General features: G+C 66.8%; 25 protein-coding genes. 14 read left to right on the forward strand and 11 right to left on the reverse strand.

Translation table 11 applies throughout. The annotated features are described in order from the left end of the window. Nucleotides 1–52: 52 nt before the first annotated feature. Complete coding sequence (locus GFY24_RS01830) at nucleotides 53–1,921, reverse strand: EAL domain-containing protein (RefSeq protein WP_309230310.1); 1,869 nt, start codon at nucleotides 1,919–1,921, stop codon at nucleotides 53–55. Nucleotides 1,922–2,086: 165 nt separating this feature from the next. Further along, a complete protein-coding gene (gene serS, locus GFY24_RS01835; protein WP_153803170.1) occupies nucleotides 2,087–3,349 on the reverse strand; it encodes a serine--tRNA ligase in 1,263 nt (420 codons plus the stop codon). Between the two features lie 226 nt (nucleotides 3,350–3,575). Here serS and GFY24_RS01840 point away from each other — a divergent pair, with 226 nt between their 5' ends. The 6 genes from GFY24_RS01840 (at nucleotide 3,576) to GFY24_RS01865 (ending at nucleotide 9,263) form a co-directional block, all read left to right on the forward strand. Further along, on the forward strand, nucleotides 3,576–5,159 hold the full coding sequence (locus GFY24_RS01840) for a GMC family oxidoreductase (RefSeq protein WP_153803171.1): 1,584 nt from the start codon (nucleotides 3,576–3,578) through the stop codon (nucleotides 5,157–5,159). 235 nt (nucleotides 5,160–5,394) lie between these two features. Then, entirely contained in the window at nucleotides 5,395–6,468 is a 1,074-nt protein-coding gene (locus GFY24_RS01845; protein ID WP_153803172.1) for a septum formation family protein, read from the forward strand. A gap of 31 nt (nucleotides 6,469–6,499) precedes the next feature. Beyond that, the gene (locus GFY24_RS01850; protein WP_153803173.1) at nucleotides 6,500–6,853 is read left to right on the forward strand and encodes a metallopeptidase family protein; all 354 of its coding nucleotides are present in this window, start codon (nucleotides 6,500–6,502) and stop codon (nucleotides 6,851–6,853) included. 95 nt (nucleotides 6,854–6,948) lie between these two features. Further along, nucleotides 6,949–7,260 carry a PE family protein gene (locus tag GFY24_RS01855; RefSeq protein WP_153803174.1) on the forward strand — a complete coding sequence of 104 codons (312 nt, stop codon included), beginning with the start codon at nucleotides 6,949–6,951 and terminating at the stop codon, nucleotides 7,258–7,260. Between the two features lie 15 nt (nucleotides 7,261–7,275). Then, nucleotides 7,276–8,451 carry a PPE domain-containing protein gene (locus GFY24_RS01860; protein WP_153803175.1) on the forward strand — a complete coding sequence of 392 codons (1,176 nt, stop codon included), beginning with the start codon at nucleotides 7,276–7,278 and terminating at the stop codon, nucleotides 8,449–8,451. Continuing rightward, complete coding sequence (locus tag GFY24_RS01865; protein ID WP_309230313.1) at nucleotides 8,448–9,263, forward strand: ESX secretion-associated protein EspG; 816 nt, start codon at nucleotides 8,448–8,450, stop codon at nucleotides 9,261–9,263. The genes GFY24_RS01860 and GFY24_RS01865 overlap by 4 nt, the downstream gene beginning before the upstream one ends. Here GFY24_RS01865 and GFY24_RS01870 read toward each other — a convergent pair. The 3 genes from GFY24_RS01870 to GFY24_RS01880 form a co-directional block, all read right to left on the reverse strand. Continuing rightward, a complete protein-coding gene (locus tag GFY24_RS01870; RefSeq protein WP_309230314.1) occupies nucleotides 9,260–9,922 on the reverse strand; it encodes a histidine phosphatase family protein in 663 nt (220 codons plus the stop codon). The genes GFY24_RS01865 and GFY24_RS01870 overlap by 4 nt on opposite strands. After that, nucleotides 9,919–10,836, reverse strand: a complete 918-nt coding sequence (pheA, locus tag GFY24_RS01875) for a prephenate dehydratase (RefSeq protein WP_309230315.1) — start codon at nucleotides 10,834–10,836, stop codon at nucleotides 9,919–9,921. The genes GFY24_RS01870 and pheA overlap by 4 nt, the downstream gene beginning before the upstream one ends. A gap of 198 nt (nucleotides 10,837–11,034) precedes the next feature. Next, nucleotides 11,035–11,454 carry a hypothetical protein gene (locus GFY24_RS01880; protein WP_309230316.1) on the reverse strand — a complete coding sequence of 140 codons (420 nt, stop codon included), beginning with the start codon at nucleotides 11,452–11,454 and terminating at the stop codon, nucleotides 11,035–11,037. 85 nt (nucleotides 11,455–11,539) lie between these two features. On the opposite strand from GFY24_RS01880, the gene GFY24_RS01885 reads away from it, so the two are divergent. From GFY24_RS01885 to GFY24_RS01900, 4 genes are all read left to right on the forward strand, one after another. Continuing rightward, nucleotides 11,540–12,310: a DUF2470 domain-containing protein gene (locus GFY24_RS01885; RefSeq protein ID WP_153803177.1), complete on the forward strand. Its 771-nt coding sequence runs from the start codon at nucleotides 11,540–11,542 to the stop codon at nucleotides 12,308–12,310. 113 nt (nucleotides 12,311–12,423) lie between these two features. Next, nucleotides 12,424–13,218, forward strand: a complete 795-nt coding sequence (locus GFY24_RS01890) for a CPBP family intramembrane glutamic endopeptidase (protein ID WP_153803178.1) — start codon at nucleotides 12,424–12,426, stop codon at nucleotides 13,216–13,218. Nucleotides 13,219–13,267: 49 nt separating this feature from the next. Continuing rightward, the gene (locus tag GFY24_RS01895; protein WP_153803179.1) at nucleotides 13,268–14,701 is read left to right on the forward strand and encodes an LCP family protein; all 1,434 of its coding nucleotides are present in this window, start codon (nucleotides 13,268–13,270) and stop codon (nucleotides 14,699–14,701) included. 92 nt (nucleotides 14,702–14,793) lie between these two features. Beyond that, a complete protein-coding gene (locus GFY24_RS01900) occupies nucleotides 14,794–15,342 on the forward strand; it encodes a ferritin (RefSeq protein WP_153803180.1) in 549 nt (182 codons plus the stop codon). A gap of 89 nt (nucleotides 15,343–15,431) precedes the next feature. On the opposite strand, the gene GFY24_RS01905 is transcribed toward GFY24_RS01900, so the two are convergent. From GFY24_RS01905 to GFY24_RS01920, 4 genes are all read right to left on the reverse strand, one after another. Then, nucleotides 15,432–16,346, reverse strand: coding sequence for a DUF5926 family protein (locus GFY24_RS01905; protein ID WP_153803181.1), 915 nt, complete (start codon nucleotides 16,344–16,346; stop codon nucleotides 15,432–15,434). A 113-nt stretch (nucleotides 16,347–16,459) separates the two neighbouring features. Then, nucleotides 16,460–17,227: a glycerophosphodiester phosphodiesterase gene (locus GFY24_RS01910; protein WP_309230317.1), complete on the reverse strand. Its 768-nt coding sequence runs from the start codon at nucleotides 17,225–17,227 to the stop codon at nucleotides 16,460–16,462. Continuing rightward, nucleotides 17,224–18,342 (reverse strand): DUF4328 domain-containing protein, encoded by a 1,119-nt coding sequence (locus GFY24_RS01915; protein WP_153803182.1) that lies wholly within the window; start codon nucleotides 18,340–18,342, stop codon nucleotides 17,224–17,226. Before GFY24_RS01915 ends, GFY24_RS01910 begins: the two co-directional genes overlap by 4 nt. Next, nucleotides 18,342–18,716, reverse strand: a complete 375-nt coding sequence (locus tag GFY24_RS01920; RefSeq protein WP_375335984.1) for a rhodanese-like domain-containing protein — start codon at nucleotides 18,714–18,716, stop codon at nucleotides 18,342–18,344. Before GFY24_RS01920 ends, GFY24_RS01915 begins: the two co-directional genes overlap by 1 nt. 325 nt (nucleotides 18,717–19,041) lie before the next feature. Between GFY24_RS01920 and GFY24_RS01925 the strand changes: the two genes are divergently transcribed. The 4 genes from GFY24_RS01925 (at nucleotide 19,042) to GFY24_RS01940 (ending at nucleotide 22,400) form a co-directional block, all read left to right on the forward strand. Beyond that, a complete protein-coding gene (locus tag GFY24_RS01925) occupies nucleotides 19,042–19,653 on the forward strand; it encodes a hypothetical protein (RefSeq protein WP_153803183.1) in 612 nt (203 codons plus the stop codon). A gap of 156 nt (nucleotides 19,654–19,809) precedes the next feature. Further along, the gene (locus tag GFY24_RS01930) at nucleotides 19,810–20,433 is read left to right on the forward strand and encodes a superoxide dismutase (protein WP_309230318.1); all 624 of its coding nucleotides are present in this window, start codon (nucleotides 19,810–19,812) and stop codon (nucleotides 20,431–20,433) included. Between the two features lie 410 nt (nucleotides 20,434–20,843). Continuing rightward, complete coding sequence (locus tag GFY24_RS01935) at nucleotides 20,844–21,380, forward strand: peptidase (protein ID WP_153803184.1); 537 nt, start codon at nucleotides 20,844–20,846, stop codon at nucleotides 21,378–21,380. A 294-nt stretch (nucleotides 21,381–21,674) separates the two neighbouring features. Then, entirely contained in the window at nucleotides 21,675–22,400 is a 726-nt protein-coding gene (locus tag GFY24_RS01940; RefSeq protein WP_153803185.1) for a TMEM165/GDT1 family protein, read from the forward strand. A gap of 5 nt (nucleotides 22,401–22,405) precedes the next feature. Here GFY24_RS01940 and GFY24_RS01945 read toward each other — a convergent pair whose 3' ends face one another. Together GFY24_RS01945 and GFY24_RS01950 are read right to left on the reverse strand one after the other, a co-directional pair. Further along, entirely contained in the window at nucleotides 22,406–23,056 is a 651-nt protein-coding gene (locus tag GFY24_RS01945) for a TetR/AcrR family transcriptional regulator (protein ID WP_153803186.1), read from the reverse strand. Continuing rightward, nucleotides 23,056–23,967, reverse strand: a complete 912-nt coding sequence (locus tag GFY24_RS01950; protein ID WP_153803187.1) for an SDR family NAD(P)-dependent oxidoreductase — start codon at nucleotides 23,965–23,967, stop codon at nucleotides 23,056–23,058. Before GFY24_RS01950 ends, GFY24_RS01945 begins: the two co-directional genes overlap by 1 nt. Between the last annotated feature and the right edge of the window lie 175 nt (nucleotides 23,968–24,142).

The raw sequence follows: 24,142 nt of genomic DNA on the forward strand, positions 1-24,142 counted from the left end.
ACCTACGAATGCGAGCCGGGATCAACAGGCGTAGACGAGCATGCGCATGCGATCAACTCTGCGCGCCGGGCGTCCCGCCGTCAAACGGATTCTCGACCGGAATCCAGCCGTCCGTATTGACCTCATGCTCCTTGAGCCCCGCGCCGACCAGACCGTGCCGGTCATTGAGATCATTGATCAGCTCGGACACCGGATGTGAATCGCTGTAGTGGTAGCCCTGCGCCAGCGCGAAACCGAGCTCGGTGAGGACCGCCGCCTGATATTCGGTCTCCACACCCTCCGCGATCACCTGCAGATCGAGGGACTTGCCCAGCGCCGCAATGACTCCCAGCAGCGGCGGCGCCGGGGAATCCGAGCGGATGGCGGCCACGAACGACTGATCCACCTTCAAGATGTCGCTGGGCAGCGTGGCCAGGCGGCTCAAAGACGAATAGCCGGTACCGAAATCGTCGATGGCGATCCGCACACCGGTCTCCCGGAGTTTGTGCAGGTTCGCGATGGCGGTCTCGGATTCGGCGGCGATCTCACTCTCGGTGACCTCGAGCACCAGCTGATCGGCGGGCCAGCCGGTATCGGCGAGAATCCCGGAAACCCGGTCCGCATAGGCGGATTCGGCCAATTCCAGGCCGCTCACATTCACATTCAGCGTCAGATCCAGCTGCGCGAAGGTCTCCTGCAGGCGGGTCGCGTCCGCGCAGGCGCGACGCAAAACCAGTTCGTCCAGATCGGAGATGAGGTCGTACTCCTCGGCGACCCGGATCAAGCCCTCCGTGGTCACATCCGGCTGCGCGTTCGAGGACCAGCGCAGCAGCGCCTCCACCCCGACCGCCCGCGTCGCACCGTCGGACAGGCTCACAATCGGCTGATACTGCACATCCAGGGTGCCGCGATCGATCGCCTCGCGCAGCTCCACGGCCAGCGGCAACTGCCGCGACGACTCCAGCACCGTACGATTACGACCGGCCTGCTTGGCCCGATACAGACCCACGTCCGCGCGACTCACCAACAGCGAACCGGACTCACCCGGCTGCCACGAGGTGACACCGGCTGAACAGCCCGTGGTCACCGCGGCCCGCAATTGCTCGGTCAGCAGAATCGCCGCCTGCTCCGTCGAATTCGGCAGCAACAGCGCGAAAGCGTCACCGCCGTAACGCGCCAGCCGCTGCTCCGGAGTCAGCAACTTCGACCAGGTATCACCCACCCGCTGCAGCACCGCGTCACCCGCACGATGCCCGAGATGGTCATTTATCTTCTGGAAACGGTCCAGGTCCACCAGCACCAGCGACAGCGCCTGCCCGGTGCGCGTGGCGGTCGCGATCGCATTCGCCAGCGCCCGATCGAAACCACGCCGATTCAACAGACCGGTCAACATATCGATATCCGCGTCCGACGCCATCCGCGTGAGAATGCCGACCACAATGCCGATTCCGAAGGTGATACCCGCCGGAATCAGACCCGACCACCACGGCAGACCACGCGAGGGCACCACCCACAGGCAGCACAGGATCGCGAACGCCAGATGCGCGCCCAGCCATTTCCAGGCGAAGAAAATCGCCGCATCACACGCGACGAACACATAGAACGCGGCCAGACTGATGGCGCCGACGGTATTCGGAAACCAGTGCACCGCAACGGTCACCAGTACCGTCGCCATCGCCACATACGCGTGATGCACCGAATGCGGCATCCGCGGACCCCAGATGAGCAGGCTCAGACCGAGCAACAGCGCGACAAAAGCCGCAATGCCCACCAGTGGCCTATTGCCCTCATCACCCGGGGCGACCGCCGTGATCACCAGACCAAGCACACCACCCATGACGTAGAACGCCCCGGTGGTGCGAGCCATGACCATTGCCGTCGCCAGCGCCGATGCCGCACGCACCCGCGTTCGGGTATCGCCGCGATGCCCGATTCCTCGCACAGCGCCTAGCCTAAACGCTCTGTTGATTTTTGCCTCCGCTTCGCTCCGGCTGGTTCGCGGCCCTGGGAGTCTCGGTTCTTCCCTCCCTCCGCTCCTCCGCTTCGCTCCCCCGCTCCACTCGGTCCAGAACCGAGACGGGCCACGAACCTCGAGGGCCGGTGAATTTCAGCGAATCGGCTTCAGGACTTCGGTTCCGACGAACGGCACCAGCGCGGCCGGAACCCGCACCGAACCATCCGCCTGCTGGTGATTCTCCAGAATCGCGACAATCCAGCGGGTGGTGGCCAGGGTGCCGTTCAGCGTCGCGGCGGTCTGCGGCTTGTTGTTCTCATCCCGGTAGCGCACATTCAGACGACGCGCCTGGAACGTCGTGCAATTCGAGGTCGAGGTCAGCTCGCGGTAGGTCTGCTGCGTCGGAACCCAAGCCTCACAGTCGAATTTGCGCACCGCCGAGCTACCCAGATCACCAGCGGCCACATCGATCACCCGATACGGCACCTCGACAGCGGCCAGCATCTCCTGCTCCCACGCCAGCAGCCGCCGATGCTCGGCATCGGCCTCCTCCGGGCGGGTGTAGACGAACATCTCCACCTTGTCGAACTGATGCACGCGAATAATGCCGCGCGTGTCCTTGCCGTAGCTGCCCGCCTCACGACGGAAACACGACGACCAACCCGCATAGCGCTTCGCGCCGTCGTTCAGATCCAGGATCTCGCCCGAGTGATAACCGGCGAGGGGGACCTCCGAGGTGCCGACCAGGTACAGGTCGTCCTCCTCCAGGTGATAGACCTCCGCCGAGTGCTGACCCAGGAAACCCGTGCCCGCCATGATCTCCGGGCGCACCAGCACCGGCGGAATCATCATGGTGAAACCATTCGCGGTGGCCTTCTGCGCGGCCAACTGCAACAGGCCCAACTGCAGCAGCGCGCCGTAACCGGTGAGGAAATAGAAGCGCGCACCCGAAACCTTCGCGCCACGTTCCATATCGATAATGCCCAGCGATTCACCCAATTCCAGGTGATCCTTGGGCTCGAAATCGAATTCGCGCGGCGTGCCGATGTGATCGAGCACGATGTAATCGTCCTCGCCACCCGCCGGCGCACCCTCCTGCACCACATTCGAGAGCGCGCGCTGCGCGGCATCGAGGACGGCGTCGGCTGCGTTCTCGGCCACCTCGGCCGCCTTCACCAGCGCCGAGAGCTCCTGCCCCCGCGTGAGCAGCGCCGGACGCTCCTCCGGAGAAGCCTTGCCGACCTTCTTACCGAGGGCCTTGTGCTCGGCACGCAGTCCATCGGCATTGGCCACCGCCGCCCGCCGGGCCGTATCCGCCGCGAGCAGGGCATCCACCAGGGCCGGATCCTCGCCGCGAGCGCGCTGCGACGCGCGTACCACGTCCGGATTCTCCCGCAGGAATCGAAGGTCGATCATGGCCTCCAGACTAGTGGGCGGGGGCCAGTGAATTTCCCGTAGGTCCGGGCTCGGCCGAATGTCGGCACGCACTCACACTTTTCGCCGCGACCACGCAGTTTCCGCCGGATTCCCCCGTTTGGGTCGCCGCCGCTCGGCGAATCGACCAGAGTTGAGCCATGGGTACGGCCGGAAGCGCAGCTATGCCCGCGTCCTTACCCCTGGCCAGACCTCCCGAGGAGTCTCCATGCCCCAATACACGCCGAGCACAGTCGATTTCATCGTCGTCGGCGCCGGATCCGCCGGGGCGGCAGTGGCCGCGCGGCTGAGCGACCGGCCCGGCGTCAGCGTCGCCGTCGTAGAAGCGGGCAGCGCCGACCGCGGCAAATTCGTGCACACTCCGGCCGCCTTCCCCAAGCTCTTCCAGGGCGAGAACGACTGGAACTATCGCACCGAACCACAGACCGAACTGCACGACCGCCAGGTGTACTGGCCGCGCGGCAAAATGCTCGGCGGCTCCTCCTCCATGAACGCCATGATGTGGGTGCGCGGGTTCGCCGCCGACTACGACGAATGGGCGCAGCACGCCGGACCCGGCTGGTCGTTCGAGCAGGTGCTGCCCTATTTCCAGCGCATGGAGACGGTCGAGGGACCGGAGGGCAATACCGGTGCCGGGCCGCTGCACATCGCGCCGCAACGTAGTCCGCGACCGCTCACCGCCGAATACCTACAGGCCGCGAGCCAGGCCGGGTTCACCCTCGAAACAGCGAATAACGATGTGCCGCAAGGGTTCACGCAGACCATGGTGAGCCAGAAGCGGGGCGCGCGCTGGAGCACCGCCGACGCGTACCTGCGGCCCGCGTTGCAGCGGCACCGCGACCTCACGATCATTACCGACGCGCATGTCACGCAGGTGCTGTTCGAGGGCAATCGCGCGGTCGGAGTCGAATACCGGATCGGCGGCGAGACCAAACAGCTGCACGCCAAACGCGAGGTCATCCTGTCCGGCGGCGCGATCAATACCCCTCAGCTGCTCATGCTCTCGGGTATCGGGCCCGTCGACCAGCTGCAAGCACTGGGAATCCCGGTGCGACACCACAATCCGGAGATCGGGCGCAATCTGCGCGACCATCTCGCCGCGCCCATCGTCTACCGGACCAAGGCGGGCAGCCTCTTCGGCGCGGACAAGAACCTGCTCGAACTCGCCAACTATCTGGTGCGCAGGCGCGGGCAGCTCACCTCCAATGTCGGTGAGGCATACGGCTTCGTGCGCAGCCGCCCGGACCTGGAACTCCCCGACCTCGAATTGATCTTCGCCCCAGCGCCTTACATCGGCGAGGGCCTCACCGAACCCGACGGGCACGCCCTCACCTTCGCCGCCGTGCTACTCAAACCCGAATCGATCGGCCGGATCACCCTGACCTCCGCCGACCCGTTCGCCGCACCGCGCATCGAACCGCACTATGTCGCCGAGATCAACGACCGCATCGCCCTCATGGCCGGACTGCGCACCTGCGTCGAAATCGCCGCACAGCCCGCGCTGAAGGAACATATCGGCGAACTCATGCAACCCGCCATGCCCGCCGACACGCCCATGGACGAGGTACTCAAACGCTGCATCGACGACCACTCGCACACCCTCTACCACCCCGTCGGCACCTGCCGGATGAGCTCGGACTCCACCGGCGTCGTCGACCCGGAACTGCGCGTGCGCGGCGTCGAGGGCCTGCGCATCGCCGACACCTCGGTCATGCCGATCATCACCCGCGGACACACCCACGCCCCCGCCGTACTCATCGGCGAGAAGGCCGCGGACATCATCGCGGGGTAGGAAGCCACCCGTCGGAACCCTCTCGTCATCCCGGCATGCTTTTGGCCGGGATGACGAGGGGATGCTCTCGGGTTGACGAGACGGGCGACACGGGCCGGGGGTGCGAAGTTCGGTAGGACATGGCGGGGGCGATGCCGCGCTGACATGATGGAGCGCGATGTCCGACGAACAGTTCCCTCCGCCAGAACAGCCCACGTGGCCACCCGCCGGTCCCCGCAAGGGGGGCTCCCGGCGGATGCCCGGTCGGTCGGGTCCGCTGTCCGCGGTGCGTTCGAAGCTGGATACGGACTCACCGCTCTCCGCGCCGACCCTGCGCTGGGGGCTGCTCGCCGTCGCGGTGGGCGCGGTCGTCGCCGCCCTCATCACCGTGCTGCTTTCCGGCTTCGACTCCGGGCGGGTCGAGGCACACACCCCGGGCGGCGCACAGCCCACCGGAGCGGTCGCGGGCGCGGCCTTCGGCACCGCGAAGCAGGGCGATTGCCTGAGCTGGTCCAAGGGCAATGCCAGCGATCTGGTGAAGGTCGAGTGCGGTAGCAAGCACCTGTTCGAGGTCACCGCCGATATCGACCTGAGCAAATACCCGGGCCGCGAATTCGGGCCCGGCTCACGCTTTCCCGATTCGCTGCGCTTCTCCGAGCTGCGCGACGAGCACTGCGTGAGCGCCGCCCAGACCTACCTCGGCGGCAAATTCGATCCGCGCGGCAAATTCGTGGTCGGCCTGATCAATCCGGGTGAGGCGGGCTGGAAGGCGGGTGAGCGCACGCTGCGCTGCGGCCTGCAGGTCACCGGAAGCGCGGGCACCGCAACGCATCCCATCGCAGGCAGTGTGCGCAGCACCAATCAGTCCAAGGTGTTCGATGTGGGTACCTGCGTCGGCATCGCGCGGAACCTGCCGACCGATCCGGTCGAATGCACCCAGCCGCACGCCTTCGAGATCGTCTCCACCGTGGACCTCGGCGCCCGCTTCCCGGGTGGACCGCCCACCAAGGAGGACCAGGACAAGGTCATGGAGGACCAGTGCGCCAAGGACTCCACCGACTACCTCGGCTCTCCGGACGCACTGCGCAACAAGACACTCACCCTGTTCTGGGATTTCCTGGACACCCGCAGCTGGCTGGCCGGTAGTCAGAGCCTGAACTGCCTGATCGGCAAGGGCGCGGACCAGGAGGGCTTCGCCACCATCACCGGTTCGGCACGCGGTGATCTGCAAATCGACGGTCAGGCCCCGGTGCCGCCGCCGAACAACGGCCGCTACACCCCGCCGCCACTACCCGGCGCGGCCCCGCCGGTCATCCCGCAGCCGCGGTGATCAGCCCCCACCTCGAGGAGATCCGTTAACGATGCCGGTCTCCATGTCCGACGACCGCTTCGAGGAGTTGGTCGGCGACGCACTGGATCTGATTCCGGGCGAACTGGCAAAGGCCATCGACAATGTGGTGGTTCTCATCGAACCCCGCAGCGACGAGGACCCGCACCTGCTGGGGCTGTACCACGGGATCGCGCTCACCGAACGGGACTTCAGCCACTACGGGGGCGCGTTACCCGACACCATCACCATCTATCGCGAGGCCATCCTGGGCATGTGCCACAGCGAAGAAGAGGTGGTGCAAGAGGTAGCAATCACAGTGATTCACGAGATCGCGCACTACTTCGGGATTGACGACGACCGCCTCCATCAGCTGGGATGGGGCTGAACCGGGGCTGCGGGGAACCATTCAGCTAACCGGTGCGTCCAAGGATTCATAGCCGGTACCGCTGTCGGTTCCACACCCCGGAAGGGAGTCGCTTCATGGTTGGTCTCGTCTCCGTGCAGCCCGAGGTCATTCTCACCGCTGCTCTCGAGCTCGACCTACTCGCCGAACGACTCTCCGCGGCTTCCGCGTTCACCGCGCCCGCCACCCACGTACTTCCCTCCGGCACCGAGGAAGTCTCCTTCCTAGCCGCGGCACACTTCAATCAGGCGGCCTTCAGCCACGATCGGGCAACCGCTCAGGCCGTGCTCGAACTGCATCACGCCGCCGCCACCCTGCGCAGTCAGCTCGCCCAGTATCTGGTGCAGGACGCGGTGCGCGCCGCCGGTATCGCCGCCATCCAGGTGTAGAGGGGAACACTCGAAATGACATTGGGCATCACCGGAGTCTTCTGGCTCCCCCGCATGGCCGAACTCAATTCCGTCACCCTGAACGCGGGTGCGCACGCCATTCCGATCGCCGCGGCCGGCACCGCGTGGGGCGGGCTCACCGCCGCCTGGGTGGATGCCACCACCACGGTCGCGCGGGTCATGGCCGAGGTCGGGGTCGGGCTGCAGGGCATCAACGGCCTGAATGTGCTGGGCCGCCTCACCGGATTCACGCTCTGGTCCGAACAGCAGAGCGTGCTGGCCGCCGCCATGGCCGCCAAGGCCGCCGCCAATGTGACCGCGTACACGGTCGCGTCGATCGTCATGCCGAGCCTGCCCGAGATCGCGGCGGTCGAGGCCGCACGCGTCGCGGCGCACTCCACCGGCGGCGCGCTCAACGGCACCGCCGAGGCGGCCGAGGCCGCCAAACTGGCCCTCGATATTCGCGCGGCGCTGGTCATGGAGACCTACGAGGCCGCCACCACCCTGCTGGTCAGCACGCCCGGCGAATTCTTCCTGCCACCCGCCATCGCCATGGGAGCCGGATCCGCCAATGGCGCAAGCAGTTTCGGCGATTCCTCCGGCGATCCGGTACAGACCGCGCTGGCCGCGGCGGCCGGACTGGCCGATAATCCGGCGGTGCTGAGCGCCATGAGCCAGGCCGCGCAGGTGGCCGGGACCGTGGTCACCTCCGGCGCGAGTACCGCGGGCAATGTCGCGAGCACGGCGATCTCGGCCATGGCCAACGCACTGACACCTGCGGGGGCCGGCACGGTCATGCCGGGTATCGGCGAAACGGGCGTTGCCGCCGCCGGTACGGGCGGAGCCGCTTTGAGTACCAGTGCGGTGTCGTTCGGCGGCGGCTCCGGTGTGAGCATCGGAAACGGCAGCGGCACACTGAAACTCCCCGAGGGCTGGGGTGCCGGGAGCGGAATGCCCAGTGGTGCACCGACTGCCGCGGCGGTCGCCGAACCGGTGAACGTCACGCCCGCCACGCAGGCCGCCGCGCCGGTGCGGCCCGCGAATTCCAGTCCGCTACTGGGCAATCAGGGTCGGAACGACGAGGACGAGACGCACGGCGGTCACGACTACGCGCGCTCGGTGGAGCATTTCGCCGACGGCCGGGCCATCGCGCCCGCGGTGATCGGCGGCGATCCGGCGGAGCATCGGTGACCGTCCTCGGCGCGGGACGCGGGCCGTCGCTACTGCGATCGGTCACGCTGTCCCTCGACGAAATGCAGTATCTGCAAGAGACTTTGGAGTTCGACGAACTGCCCGTGGTGCTGAATGCCATGGGCCGCTACGACAATGCCGCCGGCCATGACGCGGCCATGACGGTCGCGGCGGCCACGCTCGCCGAACGTGAATTGCTCGACGGTGACGAGGTCCATCCGGAACTGACCGCACGGCTGCGCGTGCTCTACCGACCGCACTGGGTGCTCGCCCTGCGGTGGTATGTGAACGGGCAGGTCAACCGGTTCTGCCTGGCCAAGGGCGACGATTTCGAGGTGGTCGCGCTGCGCGGGCCGCAGTCCTATGTGATCGACGAGGCCGGGCATGACCTGGCCGGGACGGTGCTGGCCGCGCTCGGCCAGGTCGAACCCCTCGAACTCGACGGAATGAACGCTCCCACAGCGGAATTGGGGCCCATCTTCGACGACGCCGGCGATGTGACCACCACCGCGAACCGCCTCAGCAAGGTAGGTAGACCGCCGCGCGATGCGAAAACCCTTGCCTCGGCACTGGTTCAGGTCGACTCACACGCCGAAATCGTCGGCGTGATCTACGGCGACGGGACTCGTGATACCGCCGACAATCACATCGCGGTCTTCAACACCCGGCACGGCCGGTTCCTGGCCACCGCCGGCACCGCCGACGACGGCACCAAGTGGACCTCCCTCACCACCGGCACCCCCGCGCGACTGCGCACCGCGCTACAGGAGCTGATCGGCTCTCTCCCACTGCGGCAAGAGTTTCCGGTCTAGCCCATCGGGTCGTCGCCTGTCGGTGACGAGGCCTCGGCGAAGGGTGGGAGGTAGCGGCCCCAGCGGGTGCACTCCCAGCCGCCGTCGGACACGGGTTGCAGTTCGATCGTCTCGGTATTGTCGAGGTGGTTGTTGGCGGCGAAAAGTCTTGGGATACCGGCCAATTCGCGGGAGACCAGGCGCATGGCGGCGCCGTGGCTGACCAGGATCACATCGCCGGATTCCGAATCGGTCAGATACTCGCGGCGCAGGCGGTCCAGTGTCGGGACGTAGCGGTCCAGCACCTCCATGCCGGTCTCGCCGCCGGGTACGCGGGTGCTCAGATCACCGAAATGCCAGGAGTGGTAGACGTCCTGGAATGCCTCGTGCGCCTCTTGGGAGTTCAAGCCTTCCAGGTCGCCGAGCTGGACTTCCTGCAAACCCTCCAGGGCCTCCAGCTTCACGCCGGTGGCATCGGCGATATATCCGCCGGTCTGCCGGGCGCGCAGGGCCTCCGAGGAGAAGAGCCGCCGCGGCGGTTCGGTCAGCTTCGCACCGAACGTCATCGCCTGTGCCACACCGCGTTCGGTGAGCGGCAGGCCGGGGAGCCGGGTGTCCAGGAGCTTGGCGACATTACCTTCGGTCTCGCCATGCCGCACCAGGATCAATTTGCCGGTCACAGGTCCGCCACCCCTTTCTTCAAATCGGCCAGCCAGGCCGACGCGGGTTCATCGGCGGGCGGCGGGGTTCCGGTCGCGGAGGTCGCGGGCCAGGATCCGAGGAAGCGGATCCGGGCGGCGGTGCGGTGCAACGCTTTCAGCGCCTCGGCCACCGCGGTGTCGTCGATATGCCCGACACAGTCCAGGTAGAAGCGGTAGGTGCCCATACCGGTGCGGGTCGGACGGGATTCGATCCGGGTGAGATCGATACCGCGGGTGGCGAATTCGGCGAAAGCCCGCATGAGCGAACCGGGTTCGTTGGCCAGCTCCAGCACGATCGAGGTGCGATCCGCGCCGGTACGCGGGGGTGCGGGCTGCGGCGGCACGACCAATACGAATCTGGTGACCGCCGCATCCACATCGGCGACAGCGGCGGCGAGCACCGGCAAACCGAGTCGCTCACCCGCGAGCATGGTCGAAACCGCCGCATCGGCATGCCCGGCCACGACATCCTCGGCCGCGGCGGCATTGGAGGCCGAGGTGTACAGCTGCGCCTCGGGCAGATTGCGCGCCAGCCAGATCCGCACCTGCGCCGCCGCGATCGGATACGCCGCGATCTGCCGGACCTCGGCCAGTTCGATACCCGGCCGGCCCAGGATCGTGAAGGCCACATTCAATTCGGTCTCGGCGATGATCTGCAGCCGCGGACCGAGCGCCAAAGCGTCCAGGGTCGGCGCGATCGAACCGTCCACCGAACTCTCGATCGGCACCACCGCGCCCTCGACCTGCCCGGCTCGCACCAGTTCGATGGTCGCGCCCTGACTCGGGGCGGGGACACGCTCGACCGGCCCGCCGAAGGCTCCGGAGGACTCGAGTTTTGCGAGGGCCATCTCGGTGAAAGTTCCCGACGGCCCGAAATAGGCGATGCGCGGCACGGCTACGACACTACGGTGTTCAATTTGCCCTCCGCTGCGCTACGGGCGGGTGCTGTGTTTAATTTGCCCTTCGCTTCGCTGCGGGCGGGTTCGCGGCCCTGGGAGTCCGGAACCTTCCCTCCCTCCGCTCCTCCGCTTCGCTCCCCCGCTCCACTCAGTCCAGAACCCGGACGGGCCGCGAACCATTGGGGCCGGCCGTCAGGGCGCGAGGGCCTCGAGGGCGGTGGCTACCTCGTCTTGATCGGTCTCGATTGCGAGCAATACGGTTCGCAGGGCCTCCACCGCGGGTGGTTTCAGGCCCCTGAGGAAATTCAGGTCCGGGGTGGCGAGCGCGGTGGGGATGTCCTCGCCCATGAGGGCGGCGACGGTGGCGGCGATAATGGCTACCGCGCGTTCGCCGGAGTCGGTGCGGGCCAGGAAACCGGTGTCGCTGTGCGCGATTCGCACCAGGAATTCGGCGATGGCCTCGTCGTCGAGGCTCAGGTCCAGCACCTCGGCCTTGCCCGGATCGGCGCTGATGCGGTGCACCAGGCCGTCGGTAATGCCCTGCACGCCCGGCTTGCTCGGGACGCTCAGTTGCAGGATGACCGGTTCGGGGGCGTGGGAATCATGCGGCACGGGTCAACCGTAGCGAGTCGATGGGTTGCGCGAGATCACCCTCTGATTTAGCTTAGGTTTACCTAATTAATCCTGGAGGTAGGCAATGACCCACACGGCCCCGGTCGTCGCGCCGCACACCGCCGAGCGCGTGCACAGCGCCTGCGCCAACGCCGAGAGCGCGATGCTGGCCGTGCCCGGCCTCGACCCGGTACCCACCTCGGTACATCTACTGCGCCAGTGCGGCGACATCGTCATCGCGGTACCCGCCAATTCGGTTGCCGCCATACTGGTTACGAGCTGCGGCAACACCGGAACACCCGCCGTACTCGAACTCACCGACCAGGCCCCGCTGCCACTGCGCGAACCCGTACGCGCACTGGTCTGGCTGCGCGGCTGGGTGCACGCCGTCCCCGGGAATACCCAGCGCGCGCTCGCCGTCGCCGTCGCCGAGGACCACCCGAATCCGGCCCTGCTCGATGTCTGCCACACCGCCACCCTGCTGCGACTCGTCGTGGACTCCGCCGTCGTCGCCGATACCTCCGGCGCGGATTCGGTCTCGCGCGAACAACTTCGACAGGCCCAGCCGGATCCGTTCTGCGCCATGGAGGGCGCGTGGCTGCAACATCTGCACGCCGACCACGCCGATGTCATCGACCGGCTCGCCCGGCATCTGCCGCCCGCCCTGCGGCGTGGCGCGCTGGTGCATCCGCTCGCCATCGACCGGTACGGGGTCACGCTGCGCGTCGAGGCCACCGAGGCCGATCACGACATCCGCCTCCCGTTCACCACCCCGGCGCACGATGTCGAATCGCTATCACGGGCCGTACAGGCGTTGGCCGCCAACCCTTTCGAGCATGGGCTGCACCGGATCTGAGGTTGTGGATCCCGGCCAAAAACATGCCGGGATGACGATAGGGCACCGCATGCCGGATGACGGGGTGGCAACGCATGCCTGGGTGGGGGCGGGCGGCGCATAGATTGGCGGGCATGGATTCGGCAGCCGAGACCTCGGCTATCTGGCCCGCGCCCGCGTCGAATGAGCGGGAGCGGCGGGGGATTCGGCTCGAGATCGCGGTGGTGCTGGTTGTCACATTCGGGTTGAGCGGGGCCAATGCGGCGCTGTCGCTGTTGGAGAGTGCGCTGTCGCCGGGTGGGGTGGGCGGGCAGACCATCGCCTTGAATCCGTCGCGGGCGGCGCAATCGGTGATCGATCTGCTGTTCCAGCTGTTGAGTGTGGCGCGGCTGCTGGGGTGGGCGGCGCTGGGGATTTATCTGTTGTGGCGCAGCGGGATCGGCCCGCGCATGATCGGGCTGGCCCGACCGCGGTGGCGGTCGGATGTGCTGCCGGGGCTCGCGCTGGCCGCCGTGATCGGGATTCCCGGGCTCGGGTTGTATCTGGTCGCACACGCTTTGGGCGTGAGCGTCACCATTGTGCCCGGTTCGCTGGATCACTGGTGGCGGCTGCCCATGCTGGTGCTGTCCGCGTGGGCGAATTCGGCGGCCGAGGAGGTACTGGTGGTCGCCTGGTTGATCACGCGACTGCGGCAATTGGGCTGGACCGAGAATCGTTCACTGCTGGCGTCGGCGCTGCTGCGTGGCAGTTATCACCTTTATCAAGGAGTCGGCGGCGGGCTCGGAAACCTGGTGATGGGCCTGGTCTTCGGACGATACTGGCAGCGCACGAACCGATTGTGGCCATTGCTGCTGGCGCACGCGCTCATCGACACCATCGCCTATCTCGGCTACTCGATACTGCGCGGACACGTCTCCTGGCTGCCGTAATGCGATCGGAATGAACCCCCGAGCGGGTCCGATCAGTAGAGTTTCGATAATGAACGGCGACGACCCGCAGCAATTCGCACGGATGCGCCGGGAGCCGCCGCCGAACCGTGCGGGCGAGCCCCCGGCGCCCCGACCGCGCCCGAATCCGAGCCCGCGCCAAGGCGATCCGGGCGATTCACAGGTGCCCACCCACAAGATCCGCCGTGACGCGCCCGCGCCCGCCCTGGCCTGGTCGGAAGTGCCGCCCGCCATGCGAAATCCGCGGAATCAGCCGCCACCGCAACACAATCGGCCACCACAGCGGAATCCGGTACCGCCCCGGAATCCGGTACCGCCGCAACGCAATCAACCATCGCCGCGCGATCAAGGCGCACCACAGCGGGACCGGTATCGCGAGAACGCGCCCACGATGCACGCGCCCACACAGACTCCGCAACCCTTCCGCGAGAATCCGCCGCCACCGCCGCCCGCGCTGCCGGTCAAACGCGGCCGTGGCGAGGATCGTCCGCCGAAGGGCCCCAAGCGCAAACGCAAACGACACTGGTTCCGCTGGATTCTGTCGCTGCTGCTGATCATCCTGCTGCTGCCGATCGCCGCGGGCGTCTATGTGGAGCGCAATCTGATCCGCATCGACGCGCTGCCCGGCTATTCCGGCCGGATCGGCGACACACCCGGGACGAATTGGCTTCTGGTCGGCTCCGACAGCCGCACCGGGCTCACCGCCGAACAGGAGCAAGACCTCGCCACCGGAGGTGAGGTCGGCTCCGAACGGACCGACACCATCATCCTGGTGCACCTGCCCAAGTCCGGGCAGCCGACCCTGGTCAGTCTGCCGCGCGACTCCTACGTGAGCATTCCCGGCCATGGAAAAGACAAGCTCAACGCCTCTTTCGCATTCGGTGGCGCGGCACTGCTGACGCAGACCGTGGAGATCGCGACCGGCCTGCGCATCGACCATTACGCGCAGATCGGCTTCGGCGGTTTCGCCGATATCGTGGATTCGGTCGGCGGAATCGATATCTGCCTGGACAAGCCGATCGACGATCCGCTCGCCGGAATCAATCTGCAGGCGGGCTGCCAGCATCTCGAGGGTGCCGAGGCGCTCGGTTTCGTGCGGTCCCGCGCGACCGGTCTCGCCGATCTGGATCGCATGCTCAACCAGCGCAAATTCCTCAGCGCGCTATTGAAGAAGGCGACCAGTGTGAGCACGCTGATCAACCCGTTCCGGTCCTGGCCATTGATACAGGGGTTGACGAAAGCGCTGAAGGTCGACGAGGGCACACACGTGTGGAATCTGGCCCTGCTCGGCAAGGCGATGGCCGGCGATCCGATAGCTACGACCGTGCCGGTCGGCGGATTCGAGGATGTGGAAGGCAGTGGCAATGTGCTGCTGTGGGACAAGACCCGGGCCGGTCAGTTCTTCGATGCGTTGGCCACCGATAAACCCGTTCCGCCGGACCTGATCACCACCATCGGAAATTAAGGAAATTAGGCAATACTTGCCTCAATAAGGCTGTACTCAATAAGGCTGTACTTGGGTGACACGTGGTTTGACCAGGGTTAATGTCTTGTCACATGTCCAGCCGAACCCAAACCAAGAGCAGCAAGTTCCATGCCCTGCTGCAGGATCAGATCCGCAACGAATTCAATGCCGAGCGTCAGTACATCGCCGTCGCATTGTGGTTCGATCACGCCGATCTGCCGGTCCTGGCCAAGTACTTCTACAGGCAGGCCGTCGAGGAGCGCAATCACGCGCTGATGATCGGGCAGTACCTGCTCGATCAGGATTTCGTGGTCGAGGTAACCAATAGCGACGCCGCGAAATCGCAATTCGAGAATGCCAAGGAGCCCATCGCATTGGCCCTGGCGCAGGAGCAGGCGGTCACCGAACAGATCGTGAACCTCGCCAAGACCGCCCGCGAAGAGGGCGATTACCAAGGCGAGCAGTTCATGCAGTGGTTCCTGAAGGAGCAGGTCGAGGAGGTCGCGACCATGAAGACCCTCCTCACCGTCGCCGAACGCGCCAGCGCCAATATGTTCGACCTGGAGAATTTCGTCTCGCGTGAGATGAGTTCTCCGAGGGACACTTCCGGCTCCCCGCACACCGCGGGTGGTGCGCTCTAATTCAGCGCTCTCGGGTTTCGGTACGAAAGGCCCGGTCCCACACGGGGACCGGGCCTTTCGCTGTATCAGCCACCTCGGCGTGAATCAGCTCAGCGCAGCGTGACCTGACGCGAACGCAGGCCGTCGCGTGAACGGCGCACCTCGCTGCTGACCGCTTCGTCATTCTTCAGCGCGGCCGCCAGGCGGGCGCCGAATTCCTTTGCGGCGGGCTCCCATTCGGTGGCATGGCGCTCCGGATCCAGATCGAATACCGGCACCAGCAAACCATGGGTGCGGAACGAGCCCGCGAAACGCGAACCCTCACCCAGATGCAGTTCACCGGCCGCGTGCAGGCGGGCCAGCGCCAGCATGAGCGCGTCCTCGTCCTCCGGGCGGACCCACCGCAGATGCGCCTTCTCACCGGCATCCACCCACCAGGCCGCGCCGATGGCGTCCGCACCCAGATTCAGACGGGCCGACGGCATGATCGCCTGATTCGCCTGCTCGATGGTGGCGGCCACCTGCGGATCCGGGGTGACACCCGCGGGCACCCACCAGTTGAAGTCCTGGTGCACGGTCACATCCAGTCCGGCATTGTCGAGCACGTCCGAAAGGCTCGGCGCGCCTTCGACACTCGCGGCGGCGAGCGAATCGCCCGGCTCGGCGGACTGGGTCCACAGGATGGCGGTGGCCAGATCGGCGGCCGGATTATCCGACTGGAACTGCACCTGGGTGCCGACGAAACCGACCGGCTCCTCCCCCGCCCGCACCAGCGCGGCCACCGCACCCGGCAGCACCGTCGCCAGGGTCACCGCGCGCTCGGCGGCCACACTCGGCGACAGCTTCAGCGTCGCGGTGGCGGATGGCACGAACTCGCGGAGCGCGACCAGATCGCATTCGGCGGCCAAACCCTCGAAGGGCCGCGTAATCGTCTGCGCGGCCTGCTCCTGCTCGGCACGGCGCGCGGCCAGCTTCTCCGCGCGGTTACTGTCCGGCTTCGGACTGTTGCGCTTGCTCTTACCCATAGGTCGCAAAACTACAGGGTCAGCCGAGGCCCATCGCCGACGGCGCGGGGGTGTGCCGCCATCGGGCTACCCGCCCGCATCCGGACCGGCGAGGCAGGCTGCGGCGCAGCGACTTACGCGACAGGCAGCAGGCCCTTGGTGCGGCCCGGGTGATTGGTGGCGATCCAGCTGACGCCGAGGTCGGAGCAGAGGCGGACGTCCTCGGCATCGTCGACGGTCCAGACGTAGGTGGCGCGGCCCGCGGCGGCGGCCTTGTCGACCAGGTCGGGGTGTTCGCGCAGGGTGCGGACCGAGGGGCCGATGGCGGTCGCGCCGACGGTGGTGGCCGCGCCGCCGGAGAGGTACAGCGAGGACTCGCCGAGCAACACGGTCGGTAGCAGCGGCGCGGCGCGGCGGATCCGCCAGACCGCGGTGGCGGCGAAGGAGATCACCACCGCACGCGAGTGATCGGCCGAGGCCGGGGCCGCGATTCCATAGCGCTGCAATTCATTCAGCAGGGTGGTCTCGACCAGTGCGCCGAAACGCACCGGATGCTTGGTCTCGATGAAGAGCTTGGTGGGTCGGCTCTTCCAATCCAGGACCAGCTCGATGAGTTCGGCCAGGGTGAGCACCGGAGACGGTTCCCCGGCGGTACCGAAGTTCAAGGCCCGCAACTCGTCCAGGGTCATTTCCGACACCGCGCCGATACCGTTCGAGGTCCGGTCCACGGTGCGGTCGTGCACGCAGACCAGGTGCCCGTCCTTGGTCAGCCGGATATCGCATTCGACACCGTCCGCGCCCTCCTGCAGCGCGAGTTCGTATGCGGCGAGGGTGTGTTCGGGTCGCGCCGCCGACGCCCCCCGGTGCGCCACCACGAATGGTGCGCGACTGTCCCGGCTCACTTCGCGAATACCTCCTCGTGCTCGGGTTCCGGCGCGCCGTCCGCGGGCGCGGTCACCGGATTCGGTGCGGTCGCCTCATCATTCCCGACGGCGTCCGCGGGCGCGCGCCCGGCGGAACCCGATTCCCGATCGGCGACCGGCCGCACGGGAGCGATAACCGGCACGGCGGGCGCGGTCGCGGGCAGCCAGCGACGCACGGTGAGCGGTTCACCGCGCAGGTCGAGCCCCGCGAAGGCGCGCACCAGCCACAGCGTCAATACCGCGACGCCGGCGGCGATCAGATCGGTCCACATGGTCACCAGCACACCGTCCGCACGAACCTGCAGCGAACCGGCGAACCGGTACAGCACCACCGCGACCACCAGCAGACCGTTGAGAACCCAAGCCGCCCACCAGATCCGGACGGCCCGCAGCAGACGCGGATCGAGCTCGCCCGCCCGCACCGTCTCGGTGAGGAACACCCCGGGCCACACCAGATTCACACCCGGGATCAGACAGCCCAGGAACAGTTCGAAGCGTGGTCGCGGATCCACCTTGCGCACACCGGAATACGCGGTGCGGCGCGCCTGCACCAGCCAGCCGACCAGCGCGACCGCGGTGAGCAGGGCCAACAGCGCGGCCACGATCGCCGAAACCGTCACCGCCCCATCGGAGATCCACAGCAGCCAGGGCTGGATCAAAAATCTGCGGTTGCGCAGCAGAATCCCGTACCGGCCCAGCTCGGCGAGAGCGGCGAGACCGAACACGGCGGCCGTGCCGACCAGCAGGCTGGGCAGTCGCGCGGTCAGGGCCTCCAGGCGGCCGACCGGAGCGGCGACCTCATCGGGGACCCGATCCCGCAGGCCCCAGCGCGGAATCTGGTTGTAGCGCGGCGTCTCCGGGGACACCTGCGGCCGGACCGCTTGCCCGGGATGCGCTTTGCGACCGGGCGGGCGCGCCACCCAGCGATAATTGCGGCGCGCGGGCGGTGCGTCCACCGGGGCGGGTGAGAGCAGTACGCCGTGGCAGCGCGGGCACCAGTGCAGCGGTTTGCCCTGCACGGCCCAGCGGGCGCCGCAGCGGGCACACGGCTGTACGACCGCGGATCGCTGATCTGCCACGTTCCCCCCGTTCATCAATAGACCTTCGCCTCGTCCGGGTTGTCACCCGTGAGCGGACGCCCCGCGCGCTGCCACGCCACCATGCCGCCGTCGACCATGACGGCCTCGAAACCGACGGATTCCAGGTATTGCACCGCGGTCACCGAACGGCCACCCTGCCTGCAGATTACGTAGATCTCGGCGTCGTAGTTCAATTCGTCGAGGCGCGCGGGCACATCGACCAGGGGGATATGCAGGGCGCCGGGCGCGTGCCCGAGCCGCCACTCATCCTCCTCGCGCACATCGAGCAGTAGGGCGGGCGCGGGTTCGGTGGCCGCCCGGGGCGCGGCGGCGTCGAACTCCGCAGGCACCTCCTCGATCGGGATCGAGGGGACATGGGGACTGGTCACGCAATCGATCCTGCCACGGGCGTGCGGGGGCCGTGGAGTTCTGTCCCGGCGAAGCGTCCGGACCGGTGTAACCGAGTTGGAGTTATCCACATAATCCACAACCTGATCCACAGGTTGAGAACTGTCCGGAATGTCTGGTCGAACTGTCCGGAACGCCCGGTCGACCGCTCCGAAACGTCCCCTCCAAGTCACGGAGCGACCGACCCGACAACTGGTTGGACGGCGGCGACTCCGGAATGGTTCCGTTCGCACCCGAAAAAAACCACAACACTACAGAAAATCGGAAATAGTCAGCGTGCGCAGGCAAGATCGGTAGCCTGGCGCTATGACCATGAGCAGGGGGCTACTCGACGGACTGGACATCAGCGGACTCAACACCGCGCTGTCCGAGGCGACATGCCTGGGAATAGACGTCGACACGACGGCCGGAACCCTACGGCTGGAACTCGACGTCCTCACACTGCCCGACAGCGGGCCACCGCCGGAGGACTGTGACATCTACCTGACCCTCACCGGGGTCAGCCGCGTCGCCGCCTCCCTGCGCCGACAGCGCTGGGACGACCTCGAGGCGGTCGTACTGCCCCTCGAACTCGACGGCCTGCACGACGCGGTCAGCAGCTTCGGCGGCGGCGGACTGCACGGCTGGGAATTCTTCGACCTCAGCGACAAAGCCTGGACCCAGTGGCGCAAGCTGCTCAGCTTCGACACCATCCTCAGCGACCGCCCGGCCGCGCACATGCTCGAAATCGCGCAGGAGGAGGGCGTCGACCCACGCGAACTCGATGTGCGGGTGTGGTTCGACGGCGTCACCGTCGCGGACAAGCAGGGCAACGACATTCCGCTCACCGAATTCATCGCCGGCGGTGTGCGCTGGTGGCAGGCGCACGACGCGGGCGATCCGCGCACCATGAAGCCCAATATCGTGCCGCCGCTGTAACTTTCCCGAAGAGTCCACAGGTTGGAACATTCGCCGAGTACCGGAATCAGGGGGCACACACCCCGGTTGCATCGAAGCGGGTGTACGAATGATGGTTGGGTGCTCCTGGGCACAATTGCGCAGGGCACACAGCCCCGACACTGAGGAAGGGACATCGTGGCTGAGTACACGCTGCCAGATCTGGACTATGACTACAGCGCTCTGGAGCCGTTCATCTCCGGGCAGATCAACGAGATCCACCACACCAAGCACCACGCCGCATACGTCGCGGGCGCCAATGCCGCGCTCGAGAAGCTGGAAGCCGCCCGCGAGGCCGGTGACCACTCCGCCATCTTCCTGAACGAGAAGAACCTGGCCTTCCACCTGGGCGGCCACGTCAACCACTCCATCTGGTGGAAGAGCCTGTCCCAGGACGGCGGCGACAAGCCGGTCGGCGACCTGGCCGCGGCCATTGCCGACCAGTTCGGGTCGTTCGACAAGTTCGTCGCGCAGTTCTCCGCGGCCGCCAATGGCCTGCAGGGCTCGGGCTGGGCGTGGCTGGGCTACGACAGCCTGGGCGGCAAGCTGCTCACCTTCCAGCTCACCGATCAGCAGGGCAATGTGCCGCTGGGCATCATCCCGCTGCTCGGCCTGGACATGTGGGAGCACGCCTTCTACCTGCAGTACAAGAACGTCAAGGCGGACTACGTCAAGGCGTTCTGGAACGTGGTCAACTGGGCCGAGGTGCAGGACCGCTTCACCCGCGCCACCGCGCAGGGCAAGGGCCTGATCTTCGGCTGATTGCCGGGGACACCTATGGGGGCTGACGCCCCCACACCCCCCAGAAAAGGGGAAATCGGGGGCTCAGGCCCCCAAGCTCCAGCGACAAAACCCAGGTCATGGGGACGCAGCCCCCAAGACCCTGGGAATGGGATCACGGGATAACGGGCGCAAGCCCGCAATCCCCGGTCACATGCTGGAATCGACGTTTGGACGGGAGAGCCGGGACGCAGCCCCACATCTCCCCGACACTTCAGACCCGCGAACCGGTTGGTTCGCGGGTCTTTTGCGTCTCCGGAAGCCGGTGTCGGACGGGGTATCCGAGTGCTGGCACTCTTTGGTACTTGTGTGCCAGACATGACCAGGTACAAACTCGGGTACTACTAGGACGGGCACAGCCGCCCCGGATTCGTCACTTCGGGAGGCACGCGATGAGCGAGCAGATCGGTGTATTGCCGTTTCTCTCATCCGCAGAACATGCGCGCGGTTCGCTGCGCGGGTTCGTGATCTCCGGGCGCTGGCCCGACTCCACCAAGGAATGGGCACAAGTCCTGGTACTCGCCGTACGAGTGGCCAGCCTGCCCGGAATCCTGCCCACCACCACCGTATTCGGGGCGCGCGAAGAACTACCCGATGATCCACAACCCGGCATGGTTGGGCTCGTCATCGCGGAGGGCACCATCCTCGGCGAGTCCGCGCTGCTGCCGGGAAGGTTTGCCGAACATGTGCCACCGGCCTTGATCATGCTGCATCCGCCGCGCGAGACGCAGCCGTCGCTGCCCGAATGCGCGGGCGCGGCCTCGGGAACACTGCTGCTTCCCGGACTGCCACATCTGGGCTTGGAGCATCGCGCCGCCTGGGTGGAAGCCGATGTCGACGGGGCCGTGACCTCGATGGTGTCCCGGGTCGGCGTCGATCCGATCAGTGATCCCGACACCGCGGTTCTGGCTATGCTGCTGGCCGCGTAAGGGTTCCCGAAACCTCTCAGCAGTGCGCCCAAACTTATTGTGCGCATTGCGATTTCGGCGATGCGCGTTTGCGGATGCCAGGTTTGCCGGAGTAGTATCCTCGGGAGCGAAGGGGAGTAGCCCGCAATCGCGTAGTCGACATACTGATCCGATCTCGGATCCGGCTGCGTGAACCGGAATCATCCGGTGGGCGAGACCTTCGGCCATGACAACCAAACCGATCACGGTGCGGAAGTCGGCTGAAGCGGCCCCCGCGAATCAGCCGACAGGCCGGAGAACCTGGGAGCTGGAAACATGATCACCACGATATTGCTGAGCTTCGGCGCGCTCTTCCTCGCCGAACTGGGCGATAAATCGCAGCTGATGGCCTTGACCTTCGCATTGCGGTACCGCTGGTGGATCGTGCTCTCCGCCATCACCGTCGCCAGCGTGCTGGTGAACCTCATTGCCGTCGGTGTCGGCCACTTCATCGGTGCGGCGCTGCCCACCGACCTCATCTCACTCTTCGCGGCCGCCACGCTGATCGCTGTCGGCCTGTGGACACTGCGCGAAGTACTGCCCGGCCCGGCGGTCGAGGACGACGCGGAAACCGCTGCGCCGCAGACCAAATCGCGCTCGGCGTTCCTGGTCGTACTGTCGGCGTTCCTGCTCGCCGAACTCGGCGACCGCACCATGTTCGCCACCATGGCCCTGGCCACCAAGAACGGCTGGATCGCGGTGTGGATCGGCTCGGTCGCGGGCATGGTCGCCGCGGGCGGGCTCGCCATTCTCATCGGAGTGACTGTCGGCAAGCACATTCCGGAGCGCACCATCGCGACCGCGTCCGGGCTGTTGTTCCTGTACTTCGGCGCGGTGACCCTGCTCGGCACCCTCGCCCCCGGCGTCGGGACGCTCGACGCGGCCGGAATCGGCGCCATCCTGCCCGTGGGCGCGGGCGCCGCGCTGATCATGTTGCGGCGCAAGGCCATCGCGCGGGCGGACACCACCGGCGAACCGGACGTTCCGGTCCGCACCGCCTGAGCGGCTCAGTCCGTCAGCTCGGTAATCCCGAAGAGACTGCCGCTGCGGCGAACCAGGTCGGTGAGGGGTTCGCGGAGGGCGCGCAGGCCGTCGATATCGCCGACGGCAATGCGATTGGTGACCATGGCGCTCAGGGCGGCGACCAAGGTTTGGCAGGCGAAGCGCTGATCCTCGGTATCGGCGCGCAGGATATCGGCGACTATGGCGACGAAGGTTTCCTGCAGGTGGGTGCGGCGGATAATGGCCTCGGGGCCCACCGCGTACACCTCGACGAGAAACACTCTGGCATAGGCGGGTTCGGCGGCCAGGGCATCCAGGTACGCGCCCAGTACGCGTTCGATACGTTCGGACTGGGTCTCACCGTCGAACTCCGCGCCCGTCACCGCGAGAATGCCCGCCAGCATCAATTCGACGGCGCGCTCGTAGGCCGCCTCGAAACAGTCTTCCTTGGAACGGAATTGCTCATAGAAGGTTTCGCGTGAAACACCGGCGCGTTTGATGACCGCGGCGACCGGGGTTCCGACATAACCGCTTTCGGCCATCGCCTCGGCCATGGCCAGCAGAATGCGGTCGCGTTGTGCGGCGATCACCGTCTCCCGCGGCAGACCGTGGCGGCCGCGGGGCAGCTGGCGGGCGGTGACTGCCGAATCGGCCATCAGGCGAGCTTCCTCATTCTGCTCGGGCGGGCGGGCTGTTCGGTGGTGAAAGCCACCGGCTCGGTGCGCGCCACGGCCAAACCCGGGGCGACACCGTGCCGCAGAGCGTAGTCCACAACCCGCTGCCCCACCCCCCGGAAACTCAGCACCACACCCACCCAGTACGGGGAATACACCCGGCGCGAACGGCGGGCCAGGGCGCGCTCCATGGCATCGATGGCCGGGCCCAGCGGTGCGATACCGGAGACGGTGCTGCGACCCAGAATGCTGCGCGCGGCATCGGTGCCGAAACCGCGACTGGTCATTTCGGTGTCGAGTTCGGCGAAGTACGCCATGCCGACCTTCGCACCGGTGTGGCGCAGCTCTATCCGCAGGGTGTCGCCGAGCGCCTCCAGGGCCGCCTTCGAGGCGCTGTACGCGCCGGCCAGGGGTAGGTGGATGGCGGCCGCCAGCGAGGACACCAGCAGTACATATCCGCCCGGATGCGAGATATGCGGACCCGCCGCCCTGATCGTGTAGTACGCGCCGAGCACATTGACGGTGAGCGTCTCCTCCAACACGGTCGGATCACCGTCCAGCAGTGAAAGCTGCCGGGCGATACCGGCATTCACCACCACCGCGTCCAAACCGCCCAACTCCATGGTGAGCGAATTGACCACCCGCTGCACCTGCGCCGGATCCCCCACATCGCAGTAGCGCCACGGCGCCTCCCCGCAGTCGGCGGCCACCTCGGCCAGCAATCCCTCTTCGATACCGAGCAGCGCCACCCGGGCGCCCTGGGCATGCAACTGCCGGGCCAGAGCCGCCCCGATACCGCGTGCGGCACCGGTTACCAGAATGCGTTGCCCGCGCACTTGCCGCGCGGAGTGGAGAAGACCACGGCGCGAACGTCGGGCCCCGTGGGCGTTCATACACCCGACAGTAGCACTCAACGAACACACCTGTTCGCAAACCGTGGGGTCGTGTTCCCGACCGGGGCTGATGGTGCAGGTTCGGCCCGGTTTCGGATTCAGTGGTACGGGGCCGCCAACCCGCCCGGAGCAGAGCGGAGGGCAGAAATTACAGTGCTTGTTGACGGAGAGCCAG

This window comes from Nocardia sp. SYP-A9097 (assembly GCF_009649815.1).
GTDB lineage: Bacteria > Actinomycetota > Actinomycetes > Mycobacteriales > Mycobacteriaceae > Nocardia.